Source organism: Sphingopyxis macrogoltabida (assembly GCF_001307295.1).
GTDB lineage: Bacteria > Pseudomonadota > Alphaproteobacteria > Sphingomonadales > Sphingomonadaceae > Sphingopyxis > Sphingopyxis macrogoltabida_B.
Window position 1 is genome coordinate 3,041,871 of record NZ_CP012700.1, and the last position, 21,752, is coordinate 3,063,622.

Annotated in this window: 20 protein-coding genes and 2 pseudogenes; 12 read left to right on the forward strand and 10 right to left on the reverse strand. The window is 59.8% G+C overall.

The features are described 5' to 3' along the window. Positions 1–52 precede the first annotated feature (52 nt). Positions 53–1,357 (reverse strand): hypothetical protein, encoded by a 1,305-nt coding sequence (locus AN936_RS14165; protein WP_054588695.1) that lies wholly within the window; start codon positions 1,355–1,357, stop codon positions 53–55. Further along, positions 1,354–2,094: a GntR family transcriptional regulator gene (locus AN936_RS14170; protein WP_052208263.1), complete on the reverse strand. Its 741-nt coding sequence runs from the start codon at positions 2,092–2,094 to the stop codon at positions 1,354–1,356. Before AN936_RS14170 ends, AN936_RS14165 begins: the two co-directional genes overlap by 4 nt. Positions 2,095–2,227: 133 nt before the next feature. Here AN936_RS14170 and AN936_RS14175 point away from each other — a divergent pair, with 133 nt between their 5' ends. The 8 genes and pseudogenes from AN936_RS14175 to AN936_RS14210 form a co-directional block, all read left to right on the forward strand. Continuing rightward, positions 2,228–3,241: a serine hydrolase domain-containing protein gene (locus AN936_RS14175; protein ID WP_052208266.1), complete on the forward strand. Its 1,014-nt coding sequence runs from the start codon at positions 2,228–2,230 to the stop codon at positions 3,239–3,241. A 214-nt stretch (positions 3,242–3,455) separates the two neighbouring features. Then, positions 3,456–5,069, forward strand: coding sequence for a long-chain fatty acid--CoA ligase (locus AN936_RS14180; RefSeq protein ID WP_137865749.1), 1,614 nt, complete (start codon positions 3,456–3,458; stop codon positions 5,067–5,069). A 171-nt stretch (positions 5,070–5,240) separates the two neighbouring features. Continuing rightward, complete coding sequence (locus tag AN936_RS14185) at positions 5,241–5,918, forward strand: TetR/AcrR family transcriptional regulator (protein ID WP_039575391.1); 678 nt, start codon at positions 5,241–5,243, stop codon at positions 5,916–5,918. Between the two features lie 98 nt (positions 5,919–6,016). Continuing rightward, positions 6,017–6,703, forward strand: a pseudogene (locus AN936_RS14190) (DDE-type integrase/transposase/recombinase); the annotation flags it as partial. Positions 6,704–6,789: 86 nt separating this feature from the next. After that, a complete protein-coding gene (tnpA, locus tag AN936_RS14195) occupies positions 6,790–7,233 on the forward strand; it encodes an IS66-like element accessory protein TnpA (RefSeq protein WP_052208271.1) in 444 nt (147 codons plus the stop codon). Beyond that, positions 7,230–7,586 (forward strand): IS66 family insertion sequence element accessory protein TnpB, encoded by a 357-nt coding sequence (gene tnpB / locus AN936_RS14200; protein ID WP_039575394.1) that lies wholly within the window; start codon positions 7,230–7,232, stop codon positions 7,584–7,586. Before tnpA ends, tnpB begins: the two co-directional genes overlap by 4 nt. Before the next feature lie 31 nt (positions 7,587–7,617). After that, entirely contained in the window at positions 7,618–9,135 is a 1,518-nt protein-coding gene (gene tnpC / locus AN936_RS14205) for an IS66 family transposase (protein WP_054588696.1), read from the forward strand. Positions 9,136–9,147: 12 nt separating this feature from the next. Continuing rightward, positions 9,148–9,420, forward strand: a pseudogene (locus tag AN936_RS14210) (integrase core domain-containing protein); the annotation flags it as partial. Between the two features lie 18 nt (positions 9,421–9,438). On the opposite strand, the gene AN936_RS24210 reads toward AN936_RS14210, so the two are convergent. From AN936_RS24210 to AN936_RS14230, 4 genes are read right to left on the reverse strand one after another with little or no spacing between them, the layout of a single operon-like run. After that, the gene (locus AN936_RS24210; RefSeq protein WP_081997347.1) at positions 9,439–10,050 is read right to left on the reverse strand and encodes an ABC-type transport auxiliary lipoprotein family protein; all 612 of its coding nucleotides are present in this window, start codon (positions 10,048–10,050) and stop codon (positions 9,439–9,441) included. Further along, positions 10,047–10,955: an MlaD family protein gene (locus AN936_RS14220; protein ID WP_054588698.1), complete on the reverse strand. Its 909-nt coding sequence runs from the start codon at positions 10,953–10,955 to the stop codon at positions 10,047–10,049. Before AN936_RS14220 ends, AN936_RS24210 begins: the two co-directional genes overlap by 4 nt. Next, positions 10,955–11,722 carry an ABC transporter ATP-binding protein gene (locus tag AN936_RS14225; protein ID WP_054588699.1) on the reverse strand — a complete coding sequence of 256 codons (768 nt, stop codon included), beginning with the start codon at positions 11,720–11,722 and terminating at the stop codon, positions 10,955–10,957. The genes AN936_RS14220 and AN936_RS14225 overlap by 1 nt, the downstream gene beginning before the upstream one ends. Then, positions 11,719–12,126: an MlaE family ABC transporter permease gene (locus AN936_RS14230; RefSeq protein WP_234715576.1), complete on the reverse strand. Its 408-nt coding sequence runs from the start codon at positions 12,124–12,126 to the stop codon at positions 11,719–11,721. Before AN936_RS14230 ends, AN936_RS14225 begins: the two co-directional genes overlap by 4 nt. 35 nt (positions 12,127–12,161) lie before the next feature. On the opposite strand from AN936_RS14230, the gene AN936_RS14240 reads away from it, so the two are divergent. Continuing rightward, positions 12,162–13,309, forward strand: a protein-coding gene (locus AN936_RS14240; protein WP_095385752.1) for an IS3 family transposase whose coding sequence is annotated in 2 segments (ribosomal slippage) — positions 12,162–12,420 and positions 12,420–13,309 — 1,149 coding nt in all. Because the reading frame shifts where the segments join, the coding sequence is not laid out codon by codon here. Positions 13,310–13,315: 6 nt separating this feature from the next. Here AN936_RS14240 and AN936_RS14245 read toward each other — a convergent pair. The 4 genes from AN936_RS14245 to AN936_RS14260 form a co-directional block, all read right to left on the reverse strand. After that, the gene (locus tag AN936_RS14245) at positions 13,316–14,119 is read right to left on the reverse strand and encodes an MlaE family ABC transporter permease (protein ID WP_234715577.1); all 804 of its coding nucleotides are present in this window, start codon (positions 14,117–14,119) and stop codon (positions 13,316–13,318) included. A 307-nt stretch (positions 14,120–14,426) separates the two neighbouring features. Continuing rightward, complete coding sequence (locus tag AN936_RS14250; protein ID WP_039575413.1) at positions 14,427–15,890, reverse strand: efflux transporter outer membrane subunit; 1,464 nt, start codon at positions 15,888–15,890, stop codon at positions 14,427–14,429. A gap of 7 nt (positions 15,891–15,897) precedes the next feature. Then, complete coding sequence (locus tag AN936_RS14255; RefSeq protein ID WP_095385529.1) at positions 15,898–17,469, reverse strand: MDR family MFS transporter; 1,572 nt, start codon at positions 17,467–17,469, stop codon at positions 15,898–15,900. After that, entirely contained in the window at positions 17,466–18,593 is a 1,128-nt protein-coding gene (locus AN936_RS14260; protein ID WP_054590305.1) for an HlyD family secretion protein, read from the reverse strand. Before AN936_RS14260 ends, AN936_RS14255 begins: the two co-directional genes overlap by 4 nt. 131 nt (positions 18,594–18,724) lie before the next feature. Between AN936_RS14260 and AN936_RS14265 the strand changes: the two genes are divergently transcribed. From AN936_RS14265 to AN936_RS14275, 3 genes are all read left to right on the forward strand, one after another. After that, positions 18,725–19,213 (forward strand): MarR family winged helix-turn-helix transcriptional regulator, encoded by a 489-nt coding sequence (locus AN936_RS14265; RefSeq protein WP_052208277.1) that lies wholly within the window; start codon positions 18,725–18,727, stop codon positions 19,211–19,213. Between the two features lie 5 nt (positions 19,214–19,218). Continuing rightward, complete coding sequence (locus AN936_RS14270) at positions 19,219–20,808, forward strand: ABC1 kinase family protein (RefSeq protein WP_039575416.1); 1,590 nt, start codon at positions 19,219–19,221, stop codon at positions 20,806–20,808. Between the two features lie 64 nt (positions 20,809–20,872). After that, the gene (locus AN936_RS14275; protein ID WP_054590306.1) at positions 20,873–21,643 is read left to right on the forward strand and encodes an NUDIX hydrolase; all 771 of its coding nucleotides are present in this window, start codon (positions 20,873–20,875) and stop codon (positions 21,641–21,643) included. Positions 21,644–21,752 lie beyond the last annotated feature (109 nt).

The following is a 21,752-nucleotide window of genomic DNA, read 5'->3' on the forward strand; positions in this document are numbered from 1 at the left end:
CGTCGGCAAGTCAAGCCGGAAAGCGCAATGTCTTTGCAGGTGGTTCGCTGGTCTAAGAGACGACGGCGCTCAGCAGGTCGCGGACGCCCCGCGCCGTAGCGGCAAGGGGGTCAGGTGTGACCGTCGATAAATCGTCGGTCACAGCGTGGTGATGACGGTGTGCGCCAAAGATGCCGGCATGACGCACGTAGCCGGCCTTTATCACTTCCGAGAGTTCGCCCGCTGTGCCTTCCGCCGAAGGATAGGCCATTTCCAACCCCGGCTGGCCTTTGAATATCTCGCGCGCACACGTCACGAATTCGGGCGATGTCATGAGAAAACGATAGGGATCGGCGCTTGGCAGCGGCAGCAAGCGCCCCGGCATTTCCTGATAGTCACGTGCTGCCGCATTGGCGCCGAGATGAAACCAGAAAGCGGTCTCGCCGGGGGCTGGACCCACCTTGTCGGCGATATGGCTCGCACCGAGATTCTCATATTCATGCCCGCTGTTGCACAGGAAGAGCAGGCTGTGTTGCGGAAACGCTCGGGGCATCCAGTCGGCAAGCGCGAGCCACATCGCGATACCCGGCCCCCGCTCGCCGGCGCAATCGGTCCAGCCTGAACGCGGCGTAGAGACGACGAGCCAAGGGCGACCGGAGCGAACGCGTCGCCCGATTATATTCTGCGCTGCCCGAATCCCACCGCGCCCGCGAAGCGCTAATTTCGCCGCGGCACCGTGGCGCGCGGCTTCAATCACCGGGGCGGCGAGTCGCGGCGCGAGCAAGGCAAGTGGCTTGTCCGATACAGGATGACCGGCCGGGACATTGAGGAGCAAGGCCTCGCCCGTCGGCCCAGTCGTAATGAGAATGACCCCGTTCGCACCGCGCGCAAGCGCATCGGCGAGCGGCTCGCGCACTGCACGATCTACGAGGCTCGACCAGCGGCGGAAAGGCAGGCGCACGACGGCGATCGCGCCGTCGAGGCGTTCAGGGATTTCTGCGAGGCGCAGCGGCGCAGCGAGACCGGCCTCGCCGGTTTCGACGGCGAGCGGCTGTGCGACGAGCGGTATCGTGTGGTCGCCGAGCGTAAGTTCGCAATGCGACGCCTCGAACCAAGGCACGTCAAACGTCTGGCGATCCACTTCGAATCCGGCACTGAACAGCCGCTTCGCTGTCCAGTCGGCGGTCCAGCGATCGCCCGCGCCGCCCGACTGCTTGTTGCCGGCCTCGGCATAGCTTTGGACGTCGGCGAAGAGGCGTCCGGGGCCGAACATGGTCAAATCCAGGGATACAGCGGCAGCGGAGTCAACCTGCAATGCGATCGGCGCCGCGAGGCCCGCCTTAAGCAAGGTGCGGCGGTCGGTCGGGAGACGGCTCATGTCACTTTTGCGCGGCGGCGGCTGGGCTTAGGCTTTGCGTGGCGGGCCTTATATTCCTCGAGTGCGCGCCCAAAACTATTCTGAGTAACCCCGATCAGATCGCGCGCCACCGCATCGGCGGCATCGCCATCGCGCGCGACGATATGGCGGCAAAGCGCGTCGTAGAGGATGGCCGATCGCTTCGCCGCCTCGTTGCCATGCGTCTCGATATAGCTGTCAGTATAGACATTGTGCTGCCAGCGCGCGAGCAGCGCGACCCGATCGAGGAGCTCGAGCGCGAGCGGCGCATTGCTGCGTTTGGCGATAAAGCGACCGATGCGGTTCGAGACCTTGATATGCTCGAACGTATTGTCGGTGCGCTGGGTGACATCCTTATATTCGACAAGCCGGTGCATCAGTTCGCGCCCGTCGCGGTCGGTCATTTCGGCGGCCGCAAGGCGACAAACGACGCCGAACAGCGATTTCCACAGTTCATAGACCTCGTTCGCAGCATGCTCGTCGATATCGATCACATAGGTGCCGCGCCACGGCACGACCTTGACAAGCCCGATCCGCGCGAGATGCCGGAACGCCTCGCGCACCGGCGCATGGCTCACTCCGAAGCGCGCGGCGATTTCGCGCTCGCGCAGCCACGATCCGGGCGGAATCCGCCATTCGACGATGTCGTCGGTCAAAAGGCGCGCGATCACGCGGTCCTGCGTCGGCGCGCTGTCGTCGTCGGTCTTCGTCGCGGCCATGTCTCTCCGTTCGGCTTTCCCTGCTCGCGGCGCCATCCTAATCGGGCAGCGCACACGAGCAATCGATGATTGCGAATGAATTTATTATCGATAATATGGAGAATGACAAGCATCGGAAAATCGGAGTCGGATCTTGAAGCGCACCATCCTCTTTTTCGCAGCCGCGGTTGCGGCACAGCCAGCCGCGGCAGGCGAACCCGCCCCTCTTCCCGGCTGTGCCGAAGCGATCGCCTATTCTGAGGCTAATTCCGGCGTTGCGCTGCTGATACTTGAAGATGGCAAAGTGCGCTGCCGATCGGCAGACATCGCGACGCCGCAGGAACTCTGGTCGGGCACCAAGAGCCTTGTCGGGCTGATGGCGGCGGCGGGCGCACAGGATGGACTTCTAACCCTCGACGAGCGGGCATCGGAGACACTCGCTGAATGGAGGGGCGACCCCAAAAAGGAACAGATCACGCTTCGGCAATTGCTGTCGATGACGGGCGGCCAGGCATCGACCGTCGGCAGGGCCCAAGGGTATCTGGACTCGGTGAAGGCACCGCTCACGGCGGCGCCGGGCAGCAAATTCCAATATGGTCCCGCCCCGATGCAAATCTTTGGAGAGATCATGCGGCGCAAGCTCGTTGCCAAGGGCCAAGACGGCAACGCTCGCCATTATGTGGAGCGGCGCATTCTCACTCCGCTTGGGGTTACCATAGGCAGTTGGCGCAGCGGCCCCGATGGCGCACCGCTCATGCCGCAGGGCCTCGTGCTGGCAGCGTCCGAGTGGGCGAAGATCGGCGAGTTCGTCCGCGGCGGTGGGAAGCTCGACGGCAAGCCGCTTGTCGATGAACTGGCGTTCGCCGAGCTGTTCAAGGGTAGCCAGGCCAATCCGGCCTACGGTCTCACCTGGTGGTTGCCCCGTAGCACGCCGGCTGTCGATATTGTTACCCGGTCCACCGATATCACCAGTCATGCCAACGAACTCCCGGCGGATATGGTCGTCGCCGCCGGCGCGGGCGATCAACGCCTCTATATCATTCCGTCGCTTCGGCTTACAATCGTTAGGCAGGCGAAACTCGATCTGGCGGCTTTGGCGGCGGGGGAAAAAGGCGATTGGTCCGATTGGCGGTTCCTGTCACTGTTGCTGAAAGCGGCGAGTGACTAATTTGAAACGCGGCCGAAAACATGTCGGGGCCGATCGAACCTAGGCCGTGCCGCTGCAATATGATCATTGAGAATTGCTGGCCGAATGGAAACGCGGCACGTGGAGTTTGCCGCTGGACCAAAATGATGACGGTTATTGACAGCCCGCGCGGCAATCATACCCGAGGGGCGGAACCTTGCACGCGACGCCGCAGTGGGGCGAAGAAGGATGCAGCATGTTACGGGGATTGATGCAGGACGCGCCGCTGCTGATCAGCGGAATATTGGAATATGCCGCGCGCGCGCACGGCGAGAGGGAGATCGTCTCGAAGGCTGTCGATGAGCCGGTTTGGCGGTATGACTGGCACCGCTGCGATCAGCGTGCGCGTCAGGCTGCGCAGGCCCTTGGTGTCCTCGGGATTGCAACGGGCGACCGCGTCTCGTCGCTCGCCTGGAACACGCACCGCCACCTCGAACTCTTCTATGCGGCGCCGGGCATGGGCGCTGTATTGCACACTGCCAACCCGCGTCTCAGCGACGAGCAAATCGCCTTTACTATCGCTCATGCAGGCAGCCGCATTCTCTTCTTCGAGCCCAATCTAGCCGAGCTCGTCGCACGGCTGCGCCCTCTCCTTCCAGGTATCGAGCGTTATGTCCTTCTCGCGGATCGCGGAGCGACCGCGCCAGATGTTGCTGACGCGTTGAACTATGAAGCGTTGCTGGCACGCCAGGACGGGGCCCTCACCTGGCCGAGCTTCGATGAAAAGGCAGCCGCATTTCTTTGCTACACTTCGGGGACGACGGGCGACCCCAAGGGCGTCCTATACAGCCACCGATCAATCGTTCTCCACGGGATGGCGGCCGGTCTGAGCAGTGCCTTCGGGTTCAGCGCTTTTGATGTCATCATGCCCTGCTCGTCCATGTATCATGCGACGGCATGGGGACTTCCGTTCACGGCAGCGATTAACGGCTGCAAGCTAGTGCTTCCTTGCGACAGGATGGACGGTGCCAGTCTCGCCGATCTGATCAACGAAGAGGGCGTCACCTTTTCGGGCGGTGTGCCCACGATCTGGACCATGTACCTCGCTCATCTCGACACCACGGGGACGGGGGTCGGCAATCTCAAGCGCCTCGTGATTGGCGGCTCGGCCGTCCCGCGGGCGATGGCCGAGACATTCCGCGCCAAATATGGTGTCACTGTGCTCCAGCTCTGGGGCATGACCGAAACCAATCCTCTCGGCGTGATTTCGACGCCCTCCCCGCTCCTGATGGCCGAAGGCGAGGATTTCGCGAACGATCTCCTGCTGACGAAGCAGGGTCGCATGCAATTTGGCATCGAACTGCGCATTATCGACGGCGATGGCACGCCGCTCCCCTGGGACGGTGAGCAGGCGGGTGCGCTCCAGGTCCGCGGACCGTGGGTCGTCGATCGCTATTTCCCCGATTTTGAGGGCGCCGGGAGCGATGGCTGGTTCGACACCGGGGACATAGGTACGATCGATCGCTTCGGCTTTCTCCGGCTGACCGACCGCGCGAAAGACGTGATCAAGTCCGGGGGCGAATGGATCAGCTCGATTGATATCGAGAATGCGGCGGTTGGGTACCCCGGCGTCCGGGTCGCCGCGGTCGTTGGCGTATATCATCCAAAATGGGAAGAGCGACCCCTTCTCGTGATTGAAACGCATGAAGGTCAAGCCGTCACAGCCGACGCAATTCGCGCGCATCTGGAGACGAAGGTTGTTCGTTGGTGGCTGCCGGACGACATCCTGTTCGCGACAGTACCGCTCACTGCAACGGGAAAGATCGACAAAAAGGCCTTACGCGAAGCGTATCGTAACCAACTCGCCTAGATGAGATCACACTGCGTCCATTCCCTGCGAACGGCAGCGATCCTTTCAGGCAGGCAAAGTTCAGCGGGCCTCGTGGGTCTTGCATAAGCCCGGGCAATCTCGCGGGGGCGGGCTATACAATGCAAAGCGCTCTACGCTTGCAGCGCGGACAAGGTATGGCCAAGATGAGGCATGACGTCGACCCAAAAAACCAAAGAACAAGCTTCCGGACGAACAGGGAGGCCTACTCGACAAGCCTCGCAAGCACTTTCGAGGAAAATTCTCCGTGTCGCCCGCGATGTCTTCTTTGCCGACGGATTCGGTCGTTCAACGGCGGAACGGATTGCTGCAAAAGCAGGCATCTCCAAGCGCACTTTGTACGCCCGTTACGGGAGCAAAAAGCTGCTTTTCGAGGCGGTAATACTCAGGGAAATCGAGGATCGGCTCTCCTTCCTCGAACAGCACGTTCCCGAACATGGCGACGTTCGGCCCGAGCTTGAAGAGCTGTCCGATGAACTGCTATCCTGGATGCTTACCGACATTCATGTCGCGTTGGAACGCGTTGTAATGGCTGAGGCTGCACGTTTTCCCGCTTTAGCGCGAAACCTTTACGAATTCGGCGTAGGACGCACGACGAGATTGGTGGCAGAGGTTTTGCGCAAAGCCGAGGAGAGGGGAGAAATCAGGGTGTCAGACGCGAATTTTGCTGCGGAGCAGTTTATATCCAGCGTCATTTTGTCACCTTTTCGTCGGGCCGCTCTTGGAGTGGGAGTGACCAGTCACAATGAAACCTCTTCAGCCCGAATGAGGCAAGCTGTGGATCTATTTGTGTACGGCTGCCGCCCCTCCCAGAAGGGGAGCCATCCATAACATTCCCGCTTCATCTCGGGCTGGGCAGTTGTCACGACTAGGTGTTTAGTCCCAGCATGTGATGGTGTAAGCTTGTCATCGTCACAGCGGGAGGGATTATGGGCCAGCTTCTACACGGCAGCGCCAAGACCACGCACGCCGTTCGAGCGGAGCTACAGCGATCGCAAGCTCCGGTCGCGCAGCTCGCGAAGCGGTACGGGATCAACGAGAAGACGGTGATCAAGTGGCGCAGCCGGCCGTCGGTCGAGGACATGCCGGTGGGGCCGAAGGAACGGCGCAGCACCGTGCTGTCGCCGATGGAAGAAGCCGCGATCGTGGCGCTCAGGGTGCAGGCCCGGCTGCCGCTCGATGACGTCTTCATCGCGTTGAAGGACGTGATCCCGAACCTGACGCGCTCGTCGCTTCACCGCTGCCTGCAGCGGCACGGGATCAGCCGATTGCCGAAGGCGGATCGCGAGAAGCCGAAGAAGTTCAAGAAGTACGAGATCGGCTATTTCCACATCGATATCGCCGAACTGCGCTACGAAGGCGGCAAAGGATTCCTCTATGTCGCGGTGGACCGCACCTCGAAGCTGGTGTTCGCCCGCATCTATCGACGGGCGACCAAGCTCGCCGCGGCAGCCTTCCTGCGCGTGCTGATCAAGACGGTTCCCTACAGGATCCACACCATCCTGACCGACAACGGCGTGCAGTTCGTGCAGCGTGACCAGGGCGGCACACTGGGATGGATCGGCCATATCTTCGGCCGTGTCTGCGAGCAGAACGGCATCGAGCATCGCCTCACCGTAACCGGTGTTTCCCTGCCACCTTGCGGGAGTGAAGCGTGGCGTCGATTTTCGCTAGCCCGATCAGGCTGGAGGATGCTGATGCTATGATGATGACATGTGATGATGCTGGCACCAGCGTGGTTCGGCGTTTTGAGGTTTTCACAGGTGCGGGCCAGCGTCGGGAGTGGTCGCCTGAGGTAAAGGCGTCGATCGTCGCGGAGAGCTATTCGGGTCAGGAGACGGCCTGCGCGGTGGCGCGCCGTCATGGGCTTGCTCCGTCGCAACTATTCGCTTGGCGCCGGGATCTGCGCAAGAAGCTGGAGGACCAAGGGCTGACGCTTCCAGCGACGCCTGCGTTCGTGCCGGCGGTGATCGAACCGCTCCCTTCGGGTGATCCAGCCCCTGTCGCCAGGCGCGGCCGTCGCCGTCGGCGTCCCACAGTCAGTGCTGTCGAGCTGGAGATTGACGGCGTGGCGGTGAAGATCGGACGCGGGGCCGATGCGGCTGTGATCGCAGCGGTGATTGAAGCACTCAAGGCAACGCGATGATCGGACCTGGCGCTGGCGCGCGCGTGATGGTGGCGACGCGTCCGGTGGATTTTCGCAAGGGACCTGACGCCCTGGCCGCGCTGGTCGGCGCCGAGTATGGCGGCGACCCATATTCAGGCGTGATCTACGTGTTCCGGGCAAAGCGTGCTGACCGGATCAAGCTGGTCTGGTGGGACGGCACTGGCCTGTGCCTGATGGCCAAGAAGCTGGAGTCCGGCGGCTTCCGGTGGCCGGGCATCCAGGACGGCGTGATGCGTGTGACCTCAGCGCAACTCGGCGCGCTTCTGGAGGGTCTGGATTGGCGCCGGGTGCATGGCGGGCGCCGCCCGCAGGCCCCGCAGATTGCCTGTTGACGGGGCGTTCCCAGACTGATTCACTGCTCCCATGCTCATGGAAGCGGACCTGCCGGACGATGTTGACGCGTTACGCGCGCTCGTCCTCGAACAGGCCCGCAAGCTCGAGAGTGCCGACGCGGAAGCCGAACGCCTGAGGGCGATCATCGAGGCTTTTCGGCGTCATCGGTTCGGCCGCCGTTCCGAGCAGCTCGATCAGGATCAGTTGCAGCTGGGCCTTGAGGATGCCGAGACGGCGCTCGCGGAAGCCGAGGCCGCCAGCGAAGCGAAGGCCGGACGGCCTCGCAGTGATCCTGTGCGCAAGACCAACCGCGGTTCGCTGCCCGCGCATCTCGAGCGGATCGAACAGATCGTTGACGTCGAGAGCAATGCTTGCCCCTGCTGCGGCGGCGCCCTCCACCAGGTCGGCGAGGATGTCGCCGAGCGCCTCGATGTGGTGCCGACCACCTTCCGCGTCGTGGTCACCCGGCGGCCGCGTTATGGCTGCCGTTCGTGCGAGAGCGCGATCGTGCAGCCGCCGGCGCCGGCGCGGATCATTGAGGGCGGCATTCCGACCGAGGCACTGATCGCCCAGGTGCTGGTATCCAAGTATGCCGATCACCTGCCGCTTTACCGGCAGGCCCAGATATACGCCCGGCAGGGCATCCGGCTCGACCGATCCACTTTGGCCGACTGGGTCGGGCGAGCGGCCTGGTATCTGCGCCCCTTGCGTGACCACATTCTCGACGAGCTACGACGATCCGAGCGGCTGTTCGCCGACGAGACGACCGCCCCGGTGCTCGATCCCGGACGCGGGCGGACCAAGACCGGCCAGCTCTGGGCCTATGCCCGCGACGACCGACCATGGGGCGGCTGCGATCCGCCGATCGTCGCCTATGTCTATGCGCCAGATCGCAAGGCCGAGCGTCCCCAGTTCCATCTTGGTGATTTTGCGGGCATCCTACAGGTCGATGGCTATGGCGGCTACGCCGCGCTCCCCCGGCGGCGCCAGCAGATCAGGCTCGCTTTCTGCTGGGCGCATGTGCGTCGCAAATTCTACGAACTGGCTGATACATCCCCGGTCGCTACCGAGGTGCTGCGCCGCATCGCCTTGCTTTACGCCATCGAGGACGATGTGCGCGGCCTCTCGGCCGAGCAGCGTCGTGCCGCTCGGGCCGGACGCAGCCGCGTCATCATCGACGATCTTCACCAATATCTTGCCGCCCGTGGCCGCCAGGTCAGCGCCAAGAGCAAGCTCGGCGAAGCGATCCGCTACGCACTCACCCGCTGGGACGGCCTCTCACGCTTCATCGATGACGGTCGCATCGACCTCGACTCCAATACCGTCGAACGATCGATCAGGCCGCTGGCTCGCAATCGCAAAAATGCCCTGTTTGCCGGTTCCGACGAGGGCGGCGACAACTGGGCGGTGATCGCCACGCTCATCGAATGTTGCAAGCTCAGCACCATCAACCCCCACCAATGGCTGACCGAAACCCTCACCAGCCTCGCCAACGGTTATCCCGCCAACAGCGTCGGTGATCTCATGCCATGGACCGTCGTAGCCTGAAAACACCGGTTACGCCTCACCAAACCCTATCACCCATGGACCAACGGTCAGGCCGAAAGGATGGTGCGCACCATCAAGGAGGCCACCGTCAAATCTTTCCATTACACGTCGATCAACGAGCTGCGCCGCCATGTCCGCGACTGGTTGGTCGCTTACAACTTTGCCAAGCAGTTGAAGGCACTGCGCTTCAAGACACCCTATGAGGCCATCGAAGAACTCTGGAAATCCAAGCCGGATATCTTCAATATGGAGCCACACCATCACATGCTGGGACTAAACACCTAAGTTTCCATTGGCTACCCGCTAATTGATCACCGCAGCCGTCCAACTCGCGATTTTGTCGGCCATTTCAAGGCTCGCGCGATCAAAGGCTTCGACGATACTCGAAACGCTGTTTGCGCTTGCTGTCCTATCAAGGACGATGCGCGTGACTGCCAGTGGTTCCGATTCTTTGGATCGGCTTAGTTCCACTTGCGCGGCGATGCGAATGATCGGGGCCGCGTCGGGCCCCTGCTCGTAATAGGCTGCAAAAGAAGAAAGCCGTGCGGATAGGACGTAATGATCGGAAGCCACGCTCTGGACAGGGATATATGCGTGATCGATTTTGCGCGCTACGCTTCCGGCAATAGCCTCGCGGATCATCTCGGGCGCAGGCCTCATCCACCGTGCTTTGGCCAGATACGTGACTTCGCGATTCTCGATCGTGAGGATCCTGTCTCCATCGGCCCCAGGCGGAAGCGTCGGTCGCGTAATATACACCGGAATCCACTGTCGTGCAATTTCACGCTCCGGTACGGGCGTGCTGCTGATCCGGTACAACGTCGATTTGCCGCCAGTTCCCAGAATATTCCCGCAACCAGAAAGGCAAATTAGCGCGCCCGTCAGCAAAAACATTCTTGCAGAGATCGTTTTCATTGGGGGAGCTTCCTTTCACGAGGGGTCCGTCGTAGCTGGCCGGCGAGCTGCTCGATTTCCTGCGCCGCGCTATCGAGCGATTTCAAAGTTGCAGCAATCCCGGAGCCGTCGGGCGCCGCCAATCCACTCGCGGCGTCATCAAGCCTGTGAATGACCACCCTCGCCTCGGCGATCCCCTCTCGAAGATCTCGAGCAGCTGCCGAGACATCGGCAAACGTCTTGCGACCGTCGCCATCGATCGCCGTGCGCGCCGATGCGGCCGCGGCCTCGATATCGGCCGCCGCCCGGTCCAGGCGTGCAAACGCTTGTTCAGCCTTGCTGAACATTCCGCGACTAGATCGCAATTCCGCCGTGGTAGCTCTTACATCCGCAATAGCAGCCGAAACATTTTCGATATTCTCGTCGGACAAGGTCCGGTTGACCCTTTCCAGGGCCTGCGAAGCGTCCGCCAACAATGCGCCACCTCCATCCATCAGGGATTGTAGCGAACTTTTTTCCGCCTTAATCACTGGGAGCGTTTCCTTGGAAACCTCCTTCAACAACGGCTTAGAGGGCGTCCCCGCACTGATCTGGATGTAGCTTCCGCCGGTTATGCCTTGCGACTCCGTCGCGGCGGTAGAATCGACGCGCACAGGCGTATCCTCGCGCAGGCGCACCCCTGCAAGCACCCTGTTTGGATTTCTGGGATCAAGACTAATACGCGTGATTTCTCCCACCGGAATTCCGTTGAACTGCACCTCGCCTCCCTCGCTAAGACCGCGGACGGGACCATCGAAAATGATCCGATACTCGTCGAAATTACGGGCGAATTGGGATTGACCGAGCCAGAGGATGAAGCCGAAAGCCGCCGCTAGCAGAGCCAGCGTCAGGCCCCCAATCAGACCGTAGTTCGCGTCGCGTTCCATTAACGGTTCCTTTCCTTGGCGCGCTCCGCCCGCCCTCCCAAAAACGCCCTGATCCAAGGATGGTCAGACCTCTCAAGTTCCGCGATTGGCGAAACCTCGACAATTTTCTGATCCGCAACCACGGCCACGCGGTCGCTGATGGAATACAGGCTGTCGAGATCATGGGTCACCATCACGACAGTAAGCCCCAGCGTGTCGCTCAGCGTCCGTATCAGCTGGTCAAATTCGGCGGCGGCGATCGGGTCGAGGCCCGAAGTGGGTTCGTCAAGGAACAGCAATTCTGGATCGAGCGCCAAGGCCCTCGCTACGCTTACACGTTTTCGCATTCCGCCTGAAAGTTCAGCGGGCATTTGCCGGCCCACCTCGGCATCGAGTCCGACAAGGCCGATTTTCATCAGAGCCACGGCCTCGAGCCACGGCTCTCTAAGACGGGTATGTTCGATGAGAGGAGCCTCGACATTTTCTTGCACACTAAGAGAAGAAAAAAGCGCGCCATTTTGAAACATGACGCCAATTCGGTGATCAATTTCCGTACGATCAAAGCGACTCCCAATTTTTTTCTGAAAGATTTCGATTGCCCCATGGCTAGGCGCAATCAGGCCCAAAATGGTGTTCATCAGGACGGATTTTCCACTACCGGACCCTCCGACGACACCAAGAATCTCGCCACGATGGACTTCTAGGTTCAAATCCTGGTGGATAATGTGATCGCCAAATCGGGTTTTAAGATTCTCCACCCGAATAACGATGTCCGGATCGCAAATCATATTTCGAGCACGTTGAAGAGAATTGCAAAGGCGGCATCCAGAAGGATGATTGCGAATAGCGCTTGGACAACGGCGACGGTCACCCGCCCGCCCAGATCCTCAACATCTCCGCGTACCGAAAGGCCGTGGCGACATCCGGCAAGCGCAATCACAATGGCCAGCACCGGTACTTTTGCCATTCCAACCCAGAAGTGTCGGATATCGACCGCAGCTGAGAGTCGTTCGGCGAAATATGTCGGGCTCACGTCGAGTATGCCCCAGCTGACGACAAGCCCGCCGGCCAAACCAGCCAGCATGGCAACAATCGCCAGGAGGGGCATAATTACAAGCAATGCCAATACGCGTGGCACAACCAGCGCGTCGAACAGGTCGATGCCCTGGCCTGCTGCCGGTTTGGTGGACACCGAGATAGGGTGTTTCCACCTATCGGAGGTCCACAATGCAAAGAAGGAAGTTCAGCCGCGAGTTCAAGCTTGAGGCGGTGAGGATGGTCCGCGAACGCGGGGTGACGATCGCGCAGGCGTCGCGCGATCTGGATGTGCATGCGAACGTGCTGCGTAAATGGGTCCGGGAGCTTGCCGCCGATCCGGGTCATGCCTTTCCCGGTCACGGTCAGATGAAGCCGGAGCAGATGGAGATCGATCGCCTGCGGCGCGAGCTGGCCAAGTTGAAGGCGGAGCGCGACATCCTAAAAAAAGCCGCCGCCTACTTCGCGAGGGACTCGATATGAAGTTCCAGTTCATCGCGAAGCACCGAGGGATCTGGCCGGTGGCATGGATGTGCGGGGCGCTCGGTGTCTCGCGAAGCGGCTTCCATGCCTGGCTGATCCGCCCGCCGTCGCAGCGTGCCCGCGACGACGAGGTGATCGGTGCGAAGGTCCGTGCCAGCCATGTAGGAAGTTATCGCACTTATGGCGCGCGCCGTGTCTGGCACGACCTGCTGGCCGATGGGGTGTCCTGCGGCCTGCACCGGATCGAACGGCTCATGCGGGCGCAGGGTCTGCGAGCGAGGCCGCGGCGACGCGGGCTTCCCAAGGATCACGGCGATCGTTCGGTCATCGCCGGCAACGTGCTCGATCGCCAGTTCACGGCAGACAGGCCGAACCAGAAGTGGGTGGCCGACTTCACCTATATCTGGACGGCCGAGGGATGGCTCTATGTTGCTGCGGTGATCGACCTGTTCTCGCGCCGGGTGGTCGGATGGTCGATGACTCCCAACATGACAGCCCAGCTCGTCACCGATGCGCTGATCATGGCGATCTGGCGGCGCGGCAAGCCCGATGCTCTCCTGCATCACTCGGATCAGGGCAGCCAGTATACCAGCGAGCAGTTCCAGCGGCTCATGGCCGACAATGGGGTCACCTGCTCAATGAGCCGGTCCGGCAATGTATGGGATAATGCCGCCATGGAGAGCTTCTTCTCCTCGCTCAAGACCGAGCGGATCGGGAAGAAGATCTACCGCACGAGGGCGCAGGCGAAGGCCGACGTGTTCGATTATATCGAATGCTTCTACAACCCGACCCGGCGTCACTCGACCTTGGGTTACCTCAGTCCTATCGACTTCGAACGTGAAGCTGGGGTAGCCTGAATGAACTTATCTCGGTGTCCACCAAACCGGCAGCAGGCCACCCATCACCTTCATTGCCTGCGTCTCTTGATTCATTCGCATTGCGCCGATCTGGGCCGCGAAAGTGGAAGCGGACCGACCGGCAAGTAGTATCGCGGGAATGAGGACGCCGAACTCGCGGAGGACGGATATGCCAACCAGTTCGACGACCAGTTCCGATGCACCCAATGTCTTGAGCAGATCGCTTCCTATGAGAGCCACCACTGCGCCGATAAAGAATGTCATGATCGCTATGAGTGGCAGCGCATCGAAGCCGGCCTTCTGAATTGACGACGCCAGTGCGATCAATCGCATCCTTTTGGGATGTGCAAGAGATTTCATGAGCGCCACCTCAAGTTGGCCGAGAAATCGAGCGCTTGCGCCGATTTCCTGGACAGCTCGATAAACTTTTTGGCCAAGACGCACGTGAAATGGGGGAGTTTTGATTGGCGGGACATCGCGGTCGGCCATGGCCGAGCCCACCAGCGCGAACAGATCAGCAAGATTGGCGGGCAGGTCTGCGGTAAATGCCGCATTGGGTGCGAGAGTCAGGATGGCGAGCGCGCCTGCGCTGTCTATCCTTCCCAGGTTTCCGAAGTCGCTTGAGAAGGAGAGGTTCGAGGGACTCAGAACATGCCCGGAAAGGCCTGCGATCGACATCGCTGTCCAGTCACCTTCAACGACCAACGTTGAAATGCCATCTCCTTCGCGAACGAAGATGTTCGGTGCTGTGCGCGCATTCATCGCAGCAAGTCTCCAACCGGTGTCGGGAGAGCGGATCGCCCGTGGCAACTCCCTCTCCCATAACCCGTCATCGAGCGGATCATGCCAGCAAGCGGGACCACTGACCCCACACATTTAACCATGCCGATCCACACATCGCGCCTTGCCTCAATGACATTATGTAAACGTCACCGTAGCGTTATATCAGGTCGCTTGCAAGGAGTATGCTGCGCACAAATCGGCCGACAGATCGTTTGAATAAGCACAGGATACTCTTGCTAAGGTTAGATAAAATTGTCAGTTGAAATCCCTATGAGATTCTTTCTGAACCGATATCGCACCTTAGAGTTCATATTAACGACACTCGTAGGTGACATTAAATCTTTGCTTGCACTTGCCATCCCAGGCCGAGTGATTTTTGCAGGGCGATCCATGACAGCGTGAGCGCCGCCTTTCCCCGGACGAGGTCGGTTGCCGCCTGCTGCTGTTTGCGAAGCGTGCGATTTAGGTCGGCGCGCGAGATCACTCCGCCGGCAAATCGTTGTCGATCAAGATCGGCTGCGCCATCTGCCTGGGACTTGATCTGCGCGAACGCCACCAGGGCAGAGCGCTGCTGGCTAAAGCGCGACAACGCGCGCTCGGCGTCCTGAAGTGCAGAAAGCACCGTCTTTCGATAGTTGGCAACTGCCTCGGCACGGACGGCGCTCGCCTGATCGACCGAGGCATCGACCCTTCCGAAATCGAGGAAGTTCCACTGCAACTGTGGAATGGCGAGAATTGACGGATTGCTCACATCAAAGAGATCGTCTGGCGACGTTCCGCCAAGTCCCAAGATTCCCATGAATGACAGCTTCGGAAATCGTGCAGCCTCCGCAACACCGATCCGAGCCGTTGCTGCCGCCAGGCTGCGTTCGGCCGCGCGGATGTCGGGCCGACGTGCGACAAGGTTGGAGGGGTCGCCCACGGCGACCTGTTCCGGCGGGAGGGGAACATCGAAGATCTGTTTCAGCGCTTCGTCCGTTGTCCCTGGGATCTGTCCAGCTAGAATGGCAAGCGCATCGAGCAATACCGCCGTGTCAGCTTCGGCCTCGGCGAGCTGAGACTTGAGCAGCTCGAGCTCGGCATTTGCATTGCCGAGAGGGAACAGGGGCAACACGCCTTGCTGATACCGTTGATAGGTTAGCGAGAGGGTTTGCTGCTGCAACTCGCACTCGGTTCGGTACGCTTTGGCTCGAAACTGGGCCTCGCGCAGGTTGACATAGGCATTGGCAACTTCGGCGGTCAGCTGGACCTTGGCATCCTCCACATTGGCAACCGCTGCCGCGGCCTGAGCGTTGCCGGCCTCGATCCGTCGCTGCGTTCCTCCTGCGAAATCCAGCTCCCAGTTAGCGTTGAGCCCGAGATTGTAGACACTGAGGCTATCATCCGCCTGTCCCTGCGGACTAACAGGCGCGCTCGCCGAAGGCGGGGCACTGTTCTGAATATCAAGGCCCGGCAAGCGGCCCTGAATAGCCGTCGCCTGGGTTCCAAGCGTCGGAAATCTTCCGGCCTTCTCCTGTCTCACGGATGCCCGCGCCTGCGCAATCCGCGCTTGCGCAGCCTGAAGCGAAGGATTGTCCGATAACGCAGCCTCGATAAGCCTGGTCAATTCCGGATCGTTCAAAAGGAGCCACCACTCTGCCAGCTCGGGCTCGGTATCGATGATGTTACCGCCGGCACGGACAAAGCCGTCATTTCGGTTCGCCGAGAATACTTCTGGAGGCCCGGCGTAGTCTGGGCCCGCAACACAACCGGCCAGCAGAAACGAGGCGAGAAGCGATATTACAGATTTTCTTATCATGTCAGGCTCAGTGCATCGAAAGGGAAACATTCTTGGGAAGCGGCTTCAAAAAGATGACCAAAGGAACGGTCATCAAGGTCAGGACGCCCATCACCAAGAATACATCATTGTAGGTCATTACGAACGCGTCCCGCTGGATGGTCCGGCCTAGCATCGACATGGCACCCTCCATCCCGCCGAAGCTTTTCGCGAGTTCATCAAGATAAATCTGGAGTGAAGCACTGTTGGCATTCAGCGTCTCTTCCATGCGCCGGCTATGGTGCCAGATCCGCTGGTCCTGAAACGAAGCCAGTCCGGCCAAAGCGAAAGATCCTCCGAGATTTCGAGCGGCGTTAAAAATACCGGAGGCATCGCCAGCATCTGTCTTTGCCACCGAGGCTACGGTAGCCTGGTTCAGGAACATCATGGCCAGAATCATGCCAACACCCCGAATAAGCTGGCTTTCGATGAATACGGCGCCCCCAGATTCCGCGGTGAGGCTTATGCTGACGAAACAGCTGGCCGCCATCAGAAGCATTCCGACACCGACGGCAATGCGAATGTGGAGTCTGCGGATCATGAAGGGCAGGATCGGCATAAGCACAAAAGCCGGAATACCCATCCAAAATATAACGAGCCCGGTTTGAAAAGCGTTATAATCGGATATGATCGCAAGAAATTGGGGAATGACGTAGGTCGAACCATACATGACCATTCCCAGGGCGAGAGCCATCACCGCAACGCTTCCGAATTGGCGATTGAGAAGGAGGCGGAGTTTCAGGACGGGCTTCGACGCGTTCAGCTGCCCGTATATGAGTGAAGCGAAACCGATAACGGCAATGAGTGCCAGCCAGCGAATAAGAGCGGATTCAAACCATTCCTCGCGATGCCCCTCCTCAAGCAACACAGTCAAAGCGCCCAACCCCAGAATCAGGCCGGCAATGCCCGCCCAATCAGCATCGGTCAGATACTCCCACTTCGGCTCTTCGTGAGGAAGCCCGACGAATAGCAGCAGCAGCAGTACGGCGCAGATTGGAACATTGACAAAGAAGGCATAGTGCCAGCTCAAATTTTCGGTCAGCCAGCCACCGATCAGCGGCCCCATGACCGGACCCAGAATCACTGTCATGCCGAACAGCGCCATGCCGATCGGCTGTTGATGGGGCGGCAATCTTTTCGCCACGATGGTCATCGCAGTTGGTATCAGCGCACCACCCATGAAACCCTGACCCGTGCGACCGATGATCATGGTCGTGAGGTCGGTCGCCATACCGCAAAGAATTGAGAAGCCGGTGAACGCGGAAACCGCAATGATGAGCAGGTTTCGCAGTCCAAAAAGGCGTTCAAGCCAGGCGCTAAGCGGAATTACCACAATTTCGGCAACGAGAAATGCGGTGGCAATCCAAGTGCCCTCGGTGCCGCTGGCTCCGATTTCGCCCTGGATCACCGGAAGCGCGGAATTGACGATAGAGATATCGAGTGTTGCGAGCATGGCGCCAAGTGCACCCGCTGCGACCGCTATCCACGCGGTGATATCGGCATTCCGCCTTTCTGCAGTCGGAGTACCAGAGGCGCTGTTCGATGCCAACTCGGCGGTCATTTGTCGGTACTCGAGATCTCTTTCAGCTCTCCGGCAGCGTTTCGCGTGTCGACAACTGCCACAACCGACATGCCCGGGACGAGCAGACGACGCACTTTGGGCGAGGCTATTATCGCGATACGAACCGTTATCCGCTGAACAATCTTGGTGAAATTCCCTGTGGCGTTTTCGGGCGGCAGGATCGAAAATTCTGCTCCGGTTCCGGGCGAGATGCTCTCAACGCGTCCAGCAATCTCAAAGTCGGGAAGAGCATCGACCTCGAGCCTGACCGGTTGCCCCGCCCGCAAAAGGCCGACCTGCGTCTCCTTGAAATTAGCGATGACGTAGATTTCGTTTACCGGAACCACCGTCATCAATCGCTGACCGGGCTGAACGAATTGGCCGACCCTTACTGTTAGATCGCCAACGCGACCTCCCTTGCTGGCTCGCAGCAGAGTCGATGTGACATCTAGGTCGGCCGCTTCCAGCTGCGCGCGGGCCGCGTCAGCTTGGGCTTCGGTCTGGTCGATCTGTTTGAACAAGGTGGCCCTCCGACCGTTGGCAGCAGAGACTGCTGCCTGGGCAGCAACAAAGTCGGCGTGCGCTTGCTGCGCCTGTGTCTCATATTGTTGAAGCTTTTCTCGCGGCTCCGCACCGGTCGCGGCAAGGGGGCGATACCTCGCTACCTGCTCATTGGCGAGGTCGAGCGCCGCGCGCTTGGCGGCGAGTTGGGCCCGCGCCTGCCGAATCGCTGAGTCCTGTTCGGTTACTTGCGAGCGGATTGTGTCGGCGCCGGCCAGCGTCGCCGCAATTTGCGCACGCGCCTGTTGCGCCTGGGCTCTATAATCTCGCACATCCAGTTGCACGAGCGCCTCGCCGGGACTGACCCGCCCGTTCTCAGAGACGAGCACCGCGTCCACGTATCCGGCCACTTTTGATGAAACCACAACGCTGTCGGCCGCGACATAGGCGTTGTCGGTCGACTGCATGTACTGCCCATAGGTGACATGCCTGTAATACCACCAACCACCTGCAATCAGCGCAGCAGTGATGGCTATGATGAGGATGAGGCGAAATTTGGGTTGCGATTTCAGGCTGGATGCGGGCGCGCGATCCTGTTCCCGCTCATTTGGTTCGTCGGTCATCTGCCTCTTTCGAAGGATTTTGGACATGTGCTAAGTCGCTTCATGGCGTGGCGTAGACCGTTCCATCCGGTTAGTAAAATCGTTTAGTAATTTGCGTTTTGGCATTCCCACGAAACGGACTAGGCAGCGGTATGAACGCAAATCTCGACACAATGCCGCCACGGCTTCGCGAAGGCGCCCTCACCGACGACGACCGTATGCTATATTTGATGGACGAGATTAGTCGGGGGGCGAGGCGCGCTTATGACGCACGGATTGCCAAGATTGGCCTCAATCAGACGCAGTGGCGCATCATCGGACAACTTCTCCGCGAACCATCGTTGACGCAGGCCGGAATTGCCAAGCGACTAGAGTTGGAATCCGCCACGATCGGTCAAGCCGTCGCTGGCCTTTGTGGGAAAGGATTGATGGAAAGGCGACGAGCCAAAACGGACGGCCGGGCATGGCAGCTCATCCTGACCCAGGAGCTCGACAGGTTGTTGCCCCAACTGAGAGAATCCGCGGACGGGCTGCATAGGGTCCTATGGCGGAACGCCACGCGCGACGAAAAACGGACGTTGCTGGACATTCTTGTGCGGATTGCGTCGAATCTCGATCAGAGCCGGACCGATGCGGAATAGGACATATGCCTGGGTTCCGAGATAAACCGATAGGAGACATCGCACGCGCCGCCGAGATAGGACAGATTCTTGTCCGGCACGGCGCCAAAAGCCTGGCGGGCGCTCTCGGAGTCATTCCGCATCCGGCCAAGTCAATCGATCCAGGTGAATTGCGGCCGGCGGCGGTCGTCGCACTCCTGCGCGACATTGGTCCGGTCGGAATAAAGCTTGGACAGCTGCTGGCGACGCGCAGCGATCTGTTTTCCAGGTCCTGGATTGCTGCCTTCGCGACGCTCCACGATCAGGTTTCTCCGGTGCCATTCGAAGAAATCGAGCCCATCCTTGCCGCAAGCTGGGGAGCTGACTGGCGAGGGGAATTCACCCAATTCGATGAACAACCACTGGCTTCGGCTTCGGTAGCGCAGACCTACTCTGCTTCGCTGCTCGACGGCGCCGACGTTATCATAAAGGTGCGGCGTCCGGGCACTGCTGCGCGAATGGAGGCCGATGTGCGGCTCCTGACGCGCCTCGCCGCCGTTGCCGAGGATCGATCCCCTGAAATCGCCCGCTATCGCCCCGTAGAGTTCCTGCGAACCTTTGGCAGAAATCTTGCCTGGGAAATGGATCTGGCAGCAGAAGCTCGTGCATGCGAGCGTATCGGTGGCTATCTTGATACGCTTGGGATCAAGACTCCAACAATTCATTGGGAACTGACGGGGATACGGGTCAACGTCCAGGAGCGGCTGTATGGAACGCCCGCGTCTGCGATCGAGGCCGAATCGACCGACCCACGCGTGGCGGCGTTCGCGAGACAATATGCGAATGCAGTCCTGCGCATGATCATTCTGAATGGCGAATTTCATGGCGATCCGCATCCAGGCAATGTTTTCCTTATCGGGGAACAGGATGTGGGCTTTATCGACTTCGGATCGGTCGGCACTCTCACAAAGGCGAGGCGCGAGGAACTGGTACGACTTGTCATGGCTATAGCCGACGAAGACACAGCAGACGTCGCGAACGTGTTGCTCGAATGGGCTGGAGATCCGAAAGTTGACCGTGATGGGCTCACCCAGAATTTGGACCAGCTGATCGGTGAGTTCAGGGGAACGGTCCTTTCGGGGATTGAGTTCTCGCATATTTTCAGCCGCGTGTTCGATCTCCTGCGAGACTATCAGCTCGCACTTCCGCCTGATCTGGCGATCCTTCTTCGAACATTGCTCACGGCGGAAGGGTTTGCGCGTTCCTTTGCGCCTGACTATAATATCGGGGAGGAAACACGCCCCATCATGTTGGAGCTGTTCGCAGAAAGATTCTCCCTTGGCAGGAATCGCGCCAATTTAAAAAAAGTTCGCCGACAACTCCTCGCCCTAGCGGCGATCATGCCTGACCTTCTCGATAACGCCGCCGCTATAGCCAAGTCCGGGCATGTGCCTGTCCAGATTGATCCGGCAAGTTTTGAGAAGCTCGCAGCCATTCGCCGCGCGAGCCAGCCTGTCAAAGGTCCTGTGGCGGCCGCACTTATCGTCTCCGCGGCGCTGCTTGCGAATCAATCCTGGGTGCTTGCAAGTGTTGCAGTGGCTCTTGCCGGGTTGGTTCTTCTGCGCAAATGGCGATAAGATCGTTGCTCAGCTTGAACGGGCCAGCGTCCAATATCAGGCCAACTGAGAACTGGAGTTTATGATGACACTGCAGAAGCCAGTCGATCCGGTCCCCGCAGCCACCATGCTGTTGCTTCGCGACGAGCCGGAGTTCCAGGTGCTGATGGTCAAGCGGCATCACCAGATCGATTTTGCATCCGGCGCGCTGGTCTTTCCCGGTGGAAAGCCTTCTGCTGCCGATGAAGCGCCTGAATGGGCCGATTATTGCAGGGGCTGGAAAACGCTAGATCCTACGCAGCGCACCCTTCGGATTGCCGCGATTCGTGAAGCCTTTGAGGAAGCAGGCATCCTGCTGGCCGATCATCGCGACGGTAGCGAGTTCGAGGATATTTGCGATCTTGAAAGCCGCAAAGCCGTCGAGCGAGGCGAGCGCGAATTTTTCGACATTGTGCGCGAGGCCGATGTGCAACTGCGCCTTGATCGCCTGAGCGAGTTCGCGCGGTGGATCACGCCCAGCTTTATGCAAAAGCGCTTCGACACTCATTTCTTCGTCGTTCGCGCCCCAGAGCGCCAGATCGCAGCATGTGATGGATATGAAACCGTTGATGCGGAATGGCTTTCGCCAAGCAAAGCCCTGAAACTGGGTGTCAGCGGTGAACGAACGATCATCTTTCCCACGCGATTGAACCTGCAACTGCTAGCCGAAGCTGCGAGCGCAGACGATTGCGTCGCGCGGGCCAAGGCTCGCGAAATCGTGCCGGTCCTTCCAGAAGTCATCCAGCGAGACGGCAAGAACATCCTCACTATCCCCGCCGACGTGGGATACGGCACAGCCTTCGAAGTTATCAGCTGAGATAGAAGCAAGCAAGCGGGGGCAAACTCTTACGATCCGTAGCCGGGTAACTGGGGGAATGGCTTGTTTTATCCCAGTATTTCTTGTCGCATAGTCTAGGGTCAGGACT

Excerpts from the sequence above, each read along its gene's own strand:
- AN936_RS14165 (WP_054588695.1), bottom strand. The coding sequence starts at position 1,357 with ATGAGCCGTCTCCCGACCGACCGCCGCACCTTGCTTAAGGCGGGCCTC.
- AN936_RS14170 (WP_052208263.1), bottom strand. The coding sequence starts at position 2,094 with ATGGCCGCGACGAAGACCGACGACGACAGCGCGCCGACGCAGGACCGC.
- AN936_RS14180 (WP_137865749.1), top strand. The coding sequence starts at position 3,456 with ATGTTACGGGGATTGATGCAGGACGCGCCGCTGCTGATCAGCGGAATA.
- AN936_RS14185 (WP_039575391.1), top strand. The coding sequence starts at position 5,241 with ATGACGTCGACCCAAAAAACCAAAGAACAAGCTTCCGGACGAACAGGG.
- tnpA (WP_052208271.1), top strand. The coding sequence starts at position 6,790 with ATGATGATGACATGTGATGATGCTGGCACCAGCGTGGTTCGGCGTTTT.
- tnpB (WP_039575394.1), top strand. The coding sequence starts at position 7,230 with ATGATCGGACCTGGCGCTGGCGCGCGCGTGATGGTGGCGACGCGTCCG.
- tnpC (WP_054588696.1), top strand. The coding sequence starts at position 7,618 with ATGCTCATGGAAGCGGACCTGCCGGACGATGTTGACGCGTTACGCGCG.
- AN936_RS24210 (WP_081997347.1), bottom strand. The coding sequence starts at position 10,050 with ATGAAAACGATCTCTGCAAGAATGTTTTTGCTGACGGGCGCGCTAATT.
- AN936_RS14220 (WP_054588698.1), bottom strand. The coding sequence starts at position 10,955 with ATGGAACGCGACGCGAACTACGGTCTGATTGGGGGCCTGACGCTGGCT.
- AN936_RS14225 (WP_054588699.1), bottom strand. The coding sequence starts at position 11,722 with ATGATTTGCGATCCGGACATCGTTATTCGGGTGGAGAATCTTAAAACC.
- AN936_RS14250 (WP_039575413.1), bottom strand. The coding sequence starts at position 15,890 with ATGATAAGAAAATCTGTAATATCGCTTCTCGCCTCGTTTCTGCTGGCC.
- AN936_RS14255 (WP_095385529.1), bottom strand. The coding sequence starts at position 17,469 with ATGACCGCCGAGTTGGCATCGAACAGCGCCTCTGGTACTCCGACTGCA.
- AN936_RS14260 (WP_054590305.1), bottom strand. The coding sequence starts at position 18,593 with ATGACCGACGAACCAAATGAGCGGGAACAGGATCGCGCGCCCGCATCC.
- AN936_RS14265 (WP_052208277.1), top strand. The coding sequence starts at position 18,725 with ATGAACGCAAATCTCGACACAATGCCGCCACGGCTTCGCGAAGGCGCC.
- AN936_RS14270 (WP_039575416.1), top strand. The coding sequence starts at position 19,219 with ATGCCTGGGTTCCGAGATAAACCGATAGGAGACATCGCACGCGCCGCC.
- AN936_RS14275 (WP_054590306.1), top strand. The coding sequence starts at position 20,873 with ATGACACTGCAGAAGCCAGTCGATCCGGTCCCCGCAGCCACCATGCTG.